General features: G+C 61.8%; 8 protein-coding genes and 1 other RNA gene. 2 read left to right on the top strand and 7 right to left on the bottom strand.

The window, feature by feature from the left end:
- Positions 1 to 114: 114 nt before the first annotated feature.
- A complete protein-coding gene (locus I5S59_RS19505) occupies positions 115 to 1,590 on the bottom strand; it encodes an APC family permease (protein ID WP_197878079.1) in 1,476 nt (491 codons plus the stop codon).
- A 71-nt stretch (positions 1,591 to 1,661) separates the two neighbouring features.
- Positions 1,662 to 3,155, bottom strand: coding sequence for an aldehyde dehydrogenase (locus I5S59_RS19500; RefSeq protein ID WP_197878078.1), 1,494 nt, complete (start codon positions 3,153 to 3,155; stop codon positions 1,662 to 1,664).
- A gap of 235 nt (positions 3,156 to 3,390) precedes the next feature.
- Here I5S59_RS19500 and I5S59_RS19495 point away from each other — a divergent pair, with 235 nt between their 5' ends.
- Together I5S59_RS19495 and I5S59_RS19490 are read left to right on the top strand one after the other, a co-directional pair.
- On the top strand, positions 3,391 to 4,122 hold the full coding sequence (locus tag I5S59_RS19495; protein WP_197878077.1) for a FadR/GntR family transcriptional regulator: 732 nt from the start codon (positions 3,391 to 3,393) through the stop codon (positions 4,120 to 4,122).
- A gap of 81 nt (positions 4,123 to 4,203) precedes the next feature.
- A complete protein-coding gene (locus tag I5S59_RS19490) occupies positions 4,204 to 4,953 on the top strand; it encodes a cache domain-containing protein (protein ID WP_197878076.1) in 750 nt (249 codons plus the stop codon).
- Positions 4,954 to 5,033: 80 nt separating this feature from the next.
- On the opposite strand, the gene ssrA is transcribed toward I5S59_RS19490, so the two are convergent.
- The 5 genes from ssrA to I5S59_RS19465 form a co-directional block, all read right to left on the bottom strand.
- Positions 5,034 to 5,426: a transfer-messenger RNA gene (gene ssrA / locus I5S59_RS19485) on the bottom strand.
- A 99-nt stretch (positions 5,427 to 5,525) separates the two neighbouring features.
- The gene (locus I5S59_RS19480; RefSeq protein WP_197878075.1) at positions 5,526 to 5,798 is read right to left on the bottom strand and encodes a hypothetical protein; all 273 of its coding nucleotides are present in this window, start codon (positions 5,796 to 5,798) and stop codon (positions 5,526 to 5,528) included.
- 71 nt (positions 5,799 to 5,869) lie between these two features.
- Entirely contained in the window at positions 5,870 to 8,689 is a 2,820-nt protein-coding gene (locus tag I5S59_RS19475) for an FAD-binding and (Fe-S)-binding domain-containing protein (RefSeq protein WP_197878074.1), read from the bottom strand.
- Between the two features lie 80 nt (positions 8,690 to 8,769).
- The gene (gene lldD, locus I5S59_RS19470) at positions 8,770 to 9,915 is read right to left on the bottom strand and encodes an FMN-dependent L-lactate dehydrogenase LldD (RefSeq protein WP_197878073.1); all 1,146 of its coding nucleotides are present in this window, start codon (positions 9,913 to 9,915) and stop codon (positions 8,770 to 8,772) included.
- 69 nt (positions 9,916 to 9,984) lie between these two features.
- The gene (locus tag I5S59_RS19465) at positions 9,985 to 11,652 is read right to left on the bottom strand and encodes a lactate permease LctP family transporter (RefSeq protein ID WP_197878072.1); all 1,668 of its coding nucleotides are present in this window, start codon (positions 11,650 to 11,652) and stop codon (positions 9,985 to 9,987) included.
- Between the last annotated feature and the right edge of the window lie 143 nt (positions 11,653 to 11,795).

The following is an 11,795-nucleotide window of genomic DNA, read 5'->3' as shown; positions in this document are numbered from 1 at the left end:
CCGCCCGCTCCGGTGCCCGGCGGGCCGCCGGGGGGCCGCGCTCTCGCGGGGGGGCCGCGGGGGGGGGGAACCCCCCGGGGGCCCCGGGGGGGGCCGGGCCCCCAAACGCTTCAGTCAGTTTTTCCAGGCATCCGACGCCGGGGCATTGCTGCGCTCATGCGGGCGGAACAGCAGCATGTAGACCAGTCCGACAGCGATGACGGTCAGGCCCACGACCAGAATGCTGTAGTTGACGTACCAAGGGGCATCCGGGGTGCGCGGCCACGACATGTTGACCATCGCAAGCACGCCATACACCAGGGCTGCAATGTTCACCGGCCAGGCCCAGGCACCGAGGGTGAACTTGCCCTTCGGCTTCCAGCCGCGCAAGCGGGCATACAGTGCGCCACCAACGATCATCTGGAAGGCCAGGTAGATGCCGACGGCGGCGAAGCTGACCACCAGGGCGATGGCGTTCTGCAGGTAGAAGCCGACACAGACGATCAGCGCCGGGATCACCCCACACACCACCAGTGCAGCAGTGGGCACATGGGTGTTGGGTGACAGCCGTTTCAGCAGACCGCTACCGATCATCATCTCGTCACGCGCATAGGCATACAGCAAGCGGCTTGCAGAGGCCTGCAGGCTGAGCACACAGGAAACAAACGAGACGGTGATCACCGCCATCACGATCCGCGAACCCAGCGGACCGAATGCCGAACCGAAAATGGTCGACAGCGGGTCGGCGTCGGCGCCCGAGATCACGGCGCGGATGTCGGGCACTGCGAGAATCAATGCCAGTGCGGCAAACATAGACGCTGCGCCACCGATCCAGATGGTCATGCGCATGGCCTTGGGGACCTTGCGGCTTGGGTTGGGCGTTTCTTCGGCCACGTCGCCACAGGCTTCGAAACCGTAGTAGAGGAACATCCCTGCCAACGCTGCGGTGAGGAAGGCCGGCCAGTAGGCGCCGTCGATAGCAATGTCGAAGGTATCGAACAGAACTCCGAACGATTGATGCCGTTCGAACACCAGCAGGTAGGTACCGATCACCAGCGCGCCGACCAGCTCGCAGACGAAACCGAAAATCGCCACCCGGGCGAGCAGCTTCGTGCCGCTGAGGTTGAGCAGGGTCGCAATTGCAGTCAGCGCGAGTGCCACCAGGGTGTTGGTCGCCGGACTGGACTCAAAGCCGAGCAGGCTGGCAATGAACGGGCCGGCCCCGAGGGCTACTGCAGCTACCGTCACACACAGCGAGATGGCATATACCCAGCCGACCATCCAGGCCCACTTCTTGCCGACAAGGCGCCTGGCCCACGGGTACACACCCCCGGAAATGGGATACTGCGAGACCACTTCACAGAACACCAGGCACACCAGCATCTGGCCGATGCCGACCAACAGGTACGACCAGAACATTGGCGGCCCACCGGCCGCCAGGCATAGCCCGAACAGCGTGTAAACGCCTACGACGGGGGATAGATAGGTGAAGCCCAAAGCAAAGTTTTGCCACAGGCTCATGCTTCGGTCGAAGTTTGAGCTGTACCCCAATGCCTTGAGTTGTTCGGCATCTTTATCAACGGCTGCATCCGGACTTACAGAGCTGTTCATGGCGGCGCCCTTTGCGGAAACGAGGGTGTTTGAGTACAGAGGAGGCGCGCGCCTCCTCAGGTCGGGTCAGGTCAGAGCTTGATCCAGGTCGCTTTGATTTCCGTGTACTTGTCGAATGCGTGCAGGGACTTGTCACGTCCGTTGCCCGACTGCTTGAAACCGCCGAACGGCGCGGTCATGTCGCCACCGTCGTACATGTTCACCCAGACGCTGCCAGCCCGCAGGCCCCGCGCGGTCTGGTGGGCTTTGGACAGGTCGCGGGTCCAGAGTGCCGCGGCCAGGCCGTAGGGCGTGTCGTTGGCCAGAGCGACTGCTTGTTCTGCTGTTTCGAACTCGATCACGCACAGTACCGGCCCGAAGATTTCTTCCTGGGCAATCTTCATGGCATTGTCGACGCCATCGAATACGGTGGGTTCGAAATAGGTGCCGCCGGTTTCTTCCAGCACCCGCGTACCGCCGGTCACAACCGTGGCGCCGGCAGCCTTGCCGGCTTCGACGTAGCTCACCACCTGCTCCAGTTGCCGGGCATCGACCAGTGCACCCACGTTGGTTTGCGGGTCCAGCGGGTTGCCGGCTTTCCAGCCCTTGATTGCTTCAACCACCAGCGGCAGGAATTGCGCCTTGATGGATTTCTCCACCAGCAGGCGCGAGCCTGCGGTACACACTTCGCCCTGGTTGAAGGCGATGGCCGCGGCGGCGGCTTCTGCTGCCGCGTGCAGGTCCGGGGCGTCGGCAAAGACGATGTTCGGGCTCTTGCCGCCGGCCTCCAGCCACACCCGCTTCATGTTCGATTGGCCGGAGTACACCAGCAACTGCTTGGCAATTTTTGTCGAGCCGGTGAAGACGATGGTGTCGACATCCATGTGCAGCGCCAACGCTTCGCCGACGGTGTGCCCGTAGCCTGGCAGTACGTTAAGAACGCCTTTGGGCAAGCCTGCTTCACAGGCCAGTTGCGCGATGCGGATGGCACTCAGGGGCGAGCGCTCGGAGGGCTTGAGGATCACCGAGTTGCCGGTGGCCAGGGCAGGGCCCAGTTTCCAGCTGGCCATCATCAACGGGAAGTTCCACGGCACGATGGCTGCCACCACCCCGACCGGCTCGCGGGTCACCAGGCCAAGTTGATCGGCGGAAGTCGGCGCCACCTCGTCGTAGATTTTGTCGATGGCCTCGGCGCTCCAGCGAATGGCATCCGCCGAGCCGGCAACGTCCACCGCCAGGGCGTCGCTGATGGGCTTGCCCATGTCGAGGGTGTCGAGCAGCGCCAGTTCTTCTGCGTGTGCTTCGAGAAGATCGGCAAAGCGCTTCAGCACCGCCTTGCGCTCGACGGGGGCGCATTTTGACCATTCTCCAGAATTGAAAACGGCGCGGGCGTTGGCGACGGCGATTTGCGCGTCGTCACCGTTACAACTCGCCACCGTTGCCAGCAGGCGACCATCGATGGGGCTGTGACAGGCGAAGGTACCGCCGCCAACGGCATCAACGTACTCGCCGTTGATGAACGCCCTTCCCTCGATGCTCAGGGCGAGGGCTTTGGCTTGCCAATCGGCTTTGTTCAGCTGGCTCATGAATGCTCCTTGTGTTTTTTAGAGTTGGCGCACATAAATTGTATGGAACCATATAATTTTGATGCTGAGAAGCACCATGCCTCAGCGTTTTTTGCGGTTTTGTCCGGATTGTTATAATTTTTAGGTATTGATGTGTGCTTTGAATGACGTAAATAACTCTATAAGATACGGTTTCATATCTAATTCTGACCCTGCGGTCATATGACTGTACGTACTCAATGACTGACGAATGCCCATGCCCGCGACCTCTCACCTGATCCGTTTCAAGCAGGAAGGTAAAACCGACTCGGTCATCCGCCATCTGGAAGAGATGATTGCGCTGGGCCTTCTGGCGCAAGGCGAGCAGCTACCGCGCGAACCGATTCTGGCGGCGCGCCTGGGGGTTGCCCCGGTGACCTTGCGCGATGCCCTGGCGGTATTGCGCAGTCGTGGCGTGATCGAAACGCGCCGTGGGCGCAGCGGCGGCAGCTTCATTTGCGCGCCGCCGCAAACTAGCGTGCAGGCCCTTTACACCCGCTTGCGCAGTTTCAGCGCCCTGGAGCTGCGTGACTTCACTGACGAGCATGTGGCAATCGCCGCCGCTGCCGCCGAGCTGGCAGCGCAACGCGCAGGGCCGGATGAACACGACCGGCTGCAGATGCTGATCGACGCGCTGGGAACTGCTGGCGATGCCAGGGAGCAGCGCCAGGCCGATGCCCGGTTCCACATCGAAATAGCGGTGGCAGCACAGTCGGTGCGCCTGACGCACAGTGAAGTGCGTTTGCAGGCGGAGCTGGGTGAGTTGCTTTGGCTGGCTTATGGCGCCGAGCCGGATATCCCGGCGATGCAACGGGAACACAGCGCCATTGTCGACGCGATCAAGGCCAACGACAGTGCGCTGGCGGTGGCCTTGGCTCGCGCTCACGTCATCAAGGAGATGCGCAAGCTGACCGCACTGCGGCTGGAGCAAATTGCCCAGCTCGAGTAAATGGAACGGATATTGCTCCTTCACACCTGATCAATTGATGCCGTTCACACGCCCACCCCCCAAGCAGTGCGAGATTGAGCCATGAGTGATGAAGCAGACCGTGCTGAGTTTGCGGAGTTTGCGTCCAATATCAACGTTGCAATTGGTAACATCTTCGAAGGCTTAGGCGTACTGAGCGCCCAGGTTGCGTGCATCTGGAAACAGGCGCGCACCGCCGGTGGGCGCCCCCGGCTGCGGGATCTCCGCTGCCTGGAGGCGGATGCGGTACGCTTGCTGGGCATCGACAGCCTCAGGATTCATGGCGCCGGGGTGGTATTGGCACCAGGTGAAGTAGCCGATGCCGACATGCACATCGAATGGTGGTGCGGCGAGACGGACCACAGCGTCCATCCCCTGAAGCTGGACTTCAATCGCCGCAGCGACAACTTCTACAACTACCTGACCATGCCTTGGTATTCGCGTGTTCGCGACACCGGCAAGCCGTGCGTGGCGGGGCCATTCGTCGACGTCAACGGTACCGGGGAGTACATCGTCGCGTTCTCGGTGCCCATGTTTGACGGTGACCGCTTCATTGGCGTGGCTGCGGCGGATGTGTCGCTGGAGTCACTGGAGCCGTTGCTGGTACGCGGGCTGATGCGTTTTCCCAACGAAGCGGTATTGCTCAATGCCGATGGCCGGGTGCTGGCAGCCAACACCGCAAGCTGGATGGCGGGCGACCTGGTCAGGCCGCGCGAAGCTTCGAATTACCGCTGCGGCGTGGTGGGGCTGAACGCATTTCCGGTCTACTGGACCGTCATGCAAAGCCAGGCACCGCGCAATTCAAGGGTGTGAAACAGCTCGGCCACGCTAGCAGCCGATGCTGAGTTTCAGGCACAAAAAAAGACGTCCGAGGACGTCTTTTTTTGTGGATTTGGTGGAACCGGGGGGATTTGAACCCCCGTCCGCCAGTGCTCCGCTGTCGGTACTACATGCTTAGCCGTGTCTATTGAGTTAATCCGCAGCCGCCCGACGGGCAGGGTGCTTTGGACGAGTTGCGTAGTATTTAGCCCCTTTGTCCGCAACGTACTCGGGTGGCGATCCTGTTCTGTATGACAATCACTTCGGGTTTACAGGCATCCCCTAGTGATTGCTGGAGCCGAAGCTACCAGGAGAGCGGGCTCAGCTGCTTACGCAGCGAGAGCGTAACCCTCGTAGTTTTCGTCATTGGCAACTATAGAAAGTTGCAACAGTGGATTTACGAGTTCTGTTACCAACTCGGCATGCACCTAGAGTTTCACGACCGGCGTCGAATCCTAATCGGCCCCATTTGTTGCGCTCTAGCTGAAGCGTTTTTCAACGCTTGCCGCGAGTATACGCCATCGCCCGGGTGACGTCGACTGCTGACCCGTCACCAGGCGCAAGGCTCAATATCCGCCTTTCTCGGTTTTCTGCATGCGGCTGATGATCTTGCTGGTAATGGCTATGCATTCCTCGGTGTTGCCACTGGCCTGGGCGGCCTTGGCTTTTTCCAGGCGTGTTTCCAGGGTTTCACCCAGGCTCTCGGAGGTTGCCTTGGCGGTGGCCATTTCGTCGTTGATCTTCTGCAGGTTGGTGGCACACAGGTCGTCAGCCGCGAACACAGGCGAGGCAAGCAGTGCGGCGGCAATGAACAGTCCGGTAATCGCAGTACGCTTCATGTCGATCTCCTTGCGGGAGTGGCGTTGGGGATGTGGGTCTTGTTCAGTGGACTGCACGGCTTGCCAGGGGTTCAGGAAGATTTCACCACCCGTGCCCGAGTGACGCGGTCCACCAGATAGACTAGCCCGTGGTAATCAATTCCGCCGTGGTTGCTCAGGCCAATTTCACAGGTGCGGCTGGTGGAAATCCCTTCACCGCAGTACTGCACCGCTTCCTTGAGACTGCGCAGCGAATGGGCATTGAGCTCCGGCGTGGTGAAGCCCTTGTCGCCGGCAAAGCCGCAACAATGGATGCCTTCCGGAATCACAACCTGCTTGCTGCAGCGTCGGGCCAGGTCGATCAGCGCCTGGCTTTCACCGAGGTGCTGGGTACTGCAGGTTACGTGCACCGCAATCGGTTCGTCCTGGGGCGTGAACTCCAGCTTGTCGAGCAGGTGAGTGCGGATGAAACGCACTGGGTCATAGAGGTCCAGGCGGGTTTCGGCGAGGTCCTGAACCAGGCGCAAGGTGCAGGGACTGGTGTCGCAGTAGATCGGATCAAGCCCGCCACGGCTGGCGTGGAGCAGGGCGTTGATCAGCTCCTGGCGCTTGTGCTCGGCCTGTTCGGCGTAGCCTTTGGAGGCAAAGGGCTGGCCGCAGCAGAGGTTGTCCTGGTTTTCCGGGAACACCACCTGGTAGCCGGCTTTCTCCAGCAAACCACGGGTCTTGTCGAGCAGCGAGGTTTGCTCACTATCGCCCGCAGCTGGTCCCATGACCCGCGAAACGCAGGCCGCCAGGTACACCACGCGTGGCCGTGCATCGCCGCGCGGCGCGCTGAACTGAACAGGCTTCAGCGGTTGCGGCATTGCTGTTGTCCACTGTGGTACACGGCCGTGGCTGATCTGGCTCAAACGGCCGCTGAGACGACTCAGACGCGGGGCGCCGAGCAGCCTGCGTGCAGTGTCAGCCGCGCGCAGGGTAAAGCGTGCACCACTCAAAGCGGTGTGGAAATTGTCAGCCAGCCAGTTGGCGGTCTTGGCATGATCGGCAGACTCGCCGCGCAGTTTTTTCACCAGCTCGCCGGTATTGATGCCCACCGGGCAGCGCTGGGCACACAGCCCCGTGGCGGCACAGGTATCGATGCCCTGGTACTGGTAGTCGCGTTCGAGCTGGGCGGTGTCGCTGCCCGCGCGCTTTTTCGCCTGGATATCGCGCCACATGACAATGCGCTGCCGGGGGCTGAGGGTCAGCCCTTTGGACGGGCACACCGGCTCGCAGAACCCGCACTCGATGCACTTGTCGACGATCTCGTCGGCGGCAGGCAACGGCTTGAGGTTCTTGAGGTGAAGCTGCGGGTCGTCGGTCAGCACTACGTCGGGATTGAGGATGCCGGTGGGGTCGAGCAGACGCTTGAGTTGCCACATCAACTGGTAGGCGTCCGCACCCCATTCCAGCTCGACGAAGGGCGCCATGTTGCGCCCGGTGCCGTGTTCGGCCTTGAGCGAGCCTCCGTACTCCACGGCAACCAGATGGGCGACGTCTTCCATGAAGGCGGAATAACGCGCCACTTGCTCCGGCGAGTCGAAACCCTGGGTGAAGACGAAGTGCAGGTTGCCTTCCAGGGCATGGCCGAAGAGGATGGCCTCGTCATAGCCGTGTTTGTCGAACAGCGCGATCAGTCGATTCACACCCTCGGCCAGTTGCTCGACGGGGAAGGTGACGTCTTCGATGATCACCGTGGTACCAGTCTCGCGCACGGCGCCGACCGCCGGGAAGGTGTCTTTGCGGATGCGCCACAGCTGGTTGTAGACCAACGGGTCTTCACTGAAGTCGACCTGCTTTTCCACCGCAAACCCGGCAATCGATGCGCTGATGTGCGCCAGTTGCTCATGCAGCAGCGACTGGGTGGCGGCACGTGACTCGATCAGCAATGCGCAGGCGCCCGCAGACAGGCTCTTCACCCACTCGGGCATGCCCTGCATGTTTTCCACCGAGCGCAGGCTGCGACGGTCAAGCAGTTCCACGGCCGACACTGGCTGCTGCTTGAGCACCGGCACTGCCCTGCAGCAGGTTTCGACATCCGGGAAGACGATCAGCGCACTGGCTTTGTGCGGATGGTCGGGCACGGTGTTGTAGGTCACGGCACTGATGAAACCGAGGGTACCCTCGGAACCGACCATCAGGTGGGTGAGGATATCCAGGGGCTCGTCGTAGTCCACGAGGGCATTGAGGGAGAGCCCGGTGGTGTTCTTCAGGCGGTACTTGTGACGAATCTTTGCCGCCAGTTCGGTATTGGCGCGTGTTTGCCGACCCAGTTCACCGAGCTGTTCAAGCAGGGCACCGTGGGTTTTGTGCAGCTGCTCGATACTGTGCGGTTGTTCGGTGTCCAGCAAGGTGCCGTCAGCCAGCAGCAGGCGCATGCCGGCGAGGGTGTGGTAGCTGTTCTGCGCGGTACCGCAGCACATGCCGCTGGCGTTGTTGGCGACGATGCCACCGATTTTGCAAGCGTTGATCGAGGCCGGGTCCGGGCCGATCTTGCGGCCGAACGGCACTAGCCAGGCATTGGCCTGAGCGCCGATTACCCCGGGTTGCAGACGGATCTGCGCACCACCGTCGCGGATATCGCGACCGTTCCAGTTATCCCCCAGCACCAGCAGTACCGAGTCACTGACGGCCTGGCCGGAGAGGCTGGTGCCGGCGGCGCGGAAGGTGACCGCGACCTGCTGGGCATGCGCCGCCTTGAGCAGGGTGGCGACTTCGCCTTCGCTTTCGACGCGGATCACCAGCTTGGGGATCAGGCGGTAGAAGCTGGCGTCGGTGCCGAATGCCAGGGTCGAGAGCGGGTCGTCGAAGCGGCGCTCGCGGGGGATCAGGTGTTCTACCGTGTCGAGGAACGCGGCGGGCAGACTCATGCAATCTCCTCGCGGGGCCGTGGCGTCTGATGCGCGGCGTACCCCGGTCAATCAGGCTTGGAAGGGTGCAGGCGCAGGTTTCAGGCGCCCAGTTCGCGTACCAGCGAGTCGCGGGTGATTTCGCTGATGGACTTGGCGCCGGTAAGCACCATGGCCACGCGCATCTCTTTCTCGAACAGGTCCAGCAGGTTCTTCACGCCGGCTTCGCCTGCGGTAGCCAGGGCATACAGGAATGCGCGACCGATCAGCACAGTGTCTGCACCCAGGGCAATCATGCGCACCACATCCAGGCCACTGCGGATACCGGAGTCGGCGAGGATCTTCAGGTCGCCCTTCACCGCATCGGCAATCGCCGGCAGTGCACGGGCGCTGGACAGTACGCCGTCGAGCTGACGGCCGCCGTGGTTGGAGACGACGATACCGTCGGCGCCGAACTTCACTGCGTCCTTGGCATCCTGAGGGTCGAGAATACCCTTGATCACCATCGGGCCGTCCCAGAACTCGCGGATCCACTCAAGGTCTTTCCAGGAGATCGACGGGTCGAAGTTCGCTCCCAGCCAGCCGATGTAGTCGGCAAGACCGGTGGGGCTGCCACGGTATTTGGAGATGTTGCCCAGATCGTGAGGTTTGCCCAGCAGGCCGACGTCGAGCGCCCACTGTGGGTGGGTCATGGCCTGCCAGACACGACGCAGTGGTGCGTTCGGTCCGCTCATGCCCGAGTATGCGTCGCGGTAGCGGGCGCCCGGCACCGGCATGTCGACGGTAAACACCAGCGTGGTAACGCCGGCAGCCTTGGCGCGCTCCAGCGCGTTGCGCATGAAACCACGGTCCTTGAGTACGTACAGCTGGAACCACATCGGACGATCGATGGCCGGCGCGACTTCCTCGATCGGGCACACCGACACCGTCGACATGGTGAAGGGAATGCCCTTGGCTGCTGCGGCGCGCGCCGCCTGGACTTCACCGCGACGTGCATACATGCCGGTCAGGCCAACCGGCGCCAGGGCTACGGGCATGCTCAATGTTTCATTGAACAGCTGAGTTTCAAGGCTCAGCTCGGACATGTTTTTCAGCACGCGCTGGCGCAGGGCAATGCTGGCCAGGTCTTCGACGTTATGGCGCAGCGTGTACTCGGCGTAGGCGCCGCCGTCGGCATAGTGGAACAGGAACGGCGGCAGCTTGCGTTGCGCTGCGGCGCGGTAGTCGGTAGAGGCAGAAATGATCATGTGGTCTCGCTGCGTCGGTTGTAAGGGGCGGATGCCGGGCGCGCTGAACCGCGCCCGGCCTCTGACACTTTAGTGAACCAGCATGCCGGTCAGCCAATAGGCCTGAACCAGAGTGATCAGGCCGACGATGGTGGCGAAGAACAGGCTGTGTTTAAGGGTAAAGCGGAACAGGTCCGATTCCTTGCCGACCAGGCCGGTGGCCGCACAGGCGACCGCGATCGACTGTGGCGAAATCATCTTGCCGGTCACGCCACCGCTGGTGTTCGCCGCGACCAGCAGGGTGTCGTTAACCCCGATCTGGTGTGCCGTGGTGGCCTGCAGCGAACTGAACAGGGCGTTGGACGAGGTGTCGGAGCCGGTCAGGAACACGCCCAGCCAGCCAAGGAACGGCGAGAAGAACGGGAACGCCGCGCCGGTGCCGGCCAGTACCAGGGCCATGGTCGAAGACATGCCCGAGTAATTGGTGACAAAGGCGAAGGCCAGCACCATGCCGATCGACAGAATCGGCCAGCGCAGCTCGAAGAAGGTCTCCTTCAAAGTGGTCAGACCAGTTTTGAAGTTGATCTTCAGGACCAGCATGGAGATCAGCGCCGAGAAGAAGATCGCGGTACCGGTGGCGGAAATCGGGTCAAGTTTGAATACGGCCGGAATCGCGGTCGGGGTGGCGACGATCGGGGCGGTCTTGATCACCAGTTGATCAAGGTGCGGAATGGCGAAGTTGAACACCCAGCTGTACATCGAGCCGCCGGCAGCGAAGGCCGCCTTGAACGGTTTGAGGGTCCAGATGGTGACCAGCACGGTGAGAATCAGGAACGGCGACCAGGCCTTGAAGATTTCACCGAAGCTATACGGCGAAGGCTGGCTGCCACCGCCATTGACCACGGCGGCGCCAACGCTGCCGGTAGCGCTGGTGAACGAACGCTTGGGCTGCCAGACCTTGAGGAACAGGGTCAGGGAAACCAGGCTGGCCAGGGCCGAGGTGATGTCCGGCAGTTCCGGGCCGATGAAGTTCGAAGTGAAGTACTGGGTTACCGCGAAGCTCAGGCCGGCTACCAGTGCAGCAGGCCAGGTCTCTTTGACGCCGCGCAGGCCGTCCATCATGAACACCAGCCAGAACGGTACGAACATCGACAGCAACGGCAACTGGCGGCCGGTCATGGCGCCGATCTTGAAGGCGTCGATACCGGTGACCTGGCCAGCGACGATGATCGGGATACCGAGGGCACCGAATGCCACCGGGGCGGTGTTGGCGATCAGGCACAGGCCGGCGGCATACAGCGGGTTGAAGCCCAGGCCTACCAGCAGGGCGGCAGTAATCGCCACCGGTGCGCCAAAGCCTGCCGCACCTTCGAGGAAGGCACCGAAGCAGAAGCCGATCAGCAGTACCTGCAGGCGCTGGTCATCGGTAATCGACAGTACCGAGCTGCGGATGACTTCGAACTGGCCGCTCTTTACCGTCAGTTTGTAGAGAAACACCGCCGCAACGATGATCCAGGCAATGGGCCACAGGCCATAGGCAAAACCGTATCCGGCGGCGGCAAGCGCCATGTCGGCGGGCATCTGAAAGGCAAAGATCGCGACCAGGATCGACAGGCCCAGGGTAATGCTACCCGCCACATGACCCTTGAGACGGAACACCGCCAGCGCGAGAAAGAAGAAGACGATCGGGATGACTGCCGCAAGCGCGGACAGGCCAAGACTACCAAGCGGACTGTAAAGCTGTTGCCAGGTTTGCATATGGGGTGGCCCCTAATTGTTGTTGGTCTGACGCTGGCATTGGATAATTGGTAATACCAATTTACAATGTCGAGGCGCTAGGTTAAAAGCCTCGTAGCGGGTGTGTCAATTTGTCTCGGCAAAACTTTCGTCGGAGCAGGGGC

This window comes from Pseudomonas alkylphenolica (genome assembly GCF_016009175.1).
Taxonomy (GTDB): Bacteria; Pseudomonadota; Gammaproteobacteria; order Pseudomonadales; family Pseudomonadaceae; genus Aquipseudomonas; species Aquipseudomonas alkylphenolica_B.
This window is presented reverse-complemented; position numbering and strand designations above follow the sequence as displayed.

Bases quoted from the DNA above. Each gene is read 5' to 3' on its own strand.
- I5S59_RS19505 (WP_197878079.1), bottom strand. From the start codon at position 1,590: ATGAACAGCTCTGTAAGTCCGGATGCAGCCGTTGATAAAGATGCCGAA.
- I5S59_RS19500 (WP_197878078.1), bottom strand. From the start codon at position 3,155: ATGAGCCAGCTGAACAAAGCCGATTGGCAAGCCAAAGCCCTCGCCCTG.
- I5S59_RS19495 (WP_197878077.1), top strand. From the start codon at position 3,391: ATGCCCGCGACCTCTCACCTGATCCGTTTCAAGCAGGAAGGTAAAACC.
- I5S59_RS19490 (WP_197878076.1), top strand. From the start codon at position 4,204: ATGAGTGATGAAGCAGACCGTGCTGAGTTTGCGGAGTTTGCGTCCAAT.
- I5S59_RS19480 (WP_197878075.1), bottom strand. From the start codon at position 5,798: ATGAAGCGTACTGCGATTACCGGACTGTTCATTGCCGCCGCACTGCTT.
- I5S59_RS19475 (WP_197878074.1), bottom strand. From the start codon at position 8,689: ATGAGTCTGCCCGCCGCGTTCCTCGACACGGTAGAACACCTGATCCCC.
- lldD (WP_197878073.1), bottom strand. From the start codon at position 9,915: ATGATCATTTCTGCCTCTACCGACTACCGCGCCGCAGCGCAACGCAAG.
- I5S59_RS19465 (WP_197878072.1), bottom strand. From the start codon at position 11,652: ATGCAAACCTGGCAACAGCTTTACAGTCCGCTTGGTAGTCTTGGCCTG.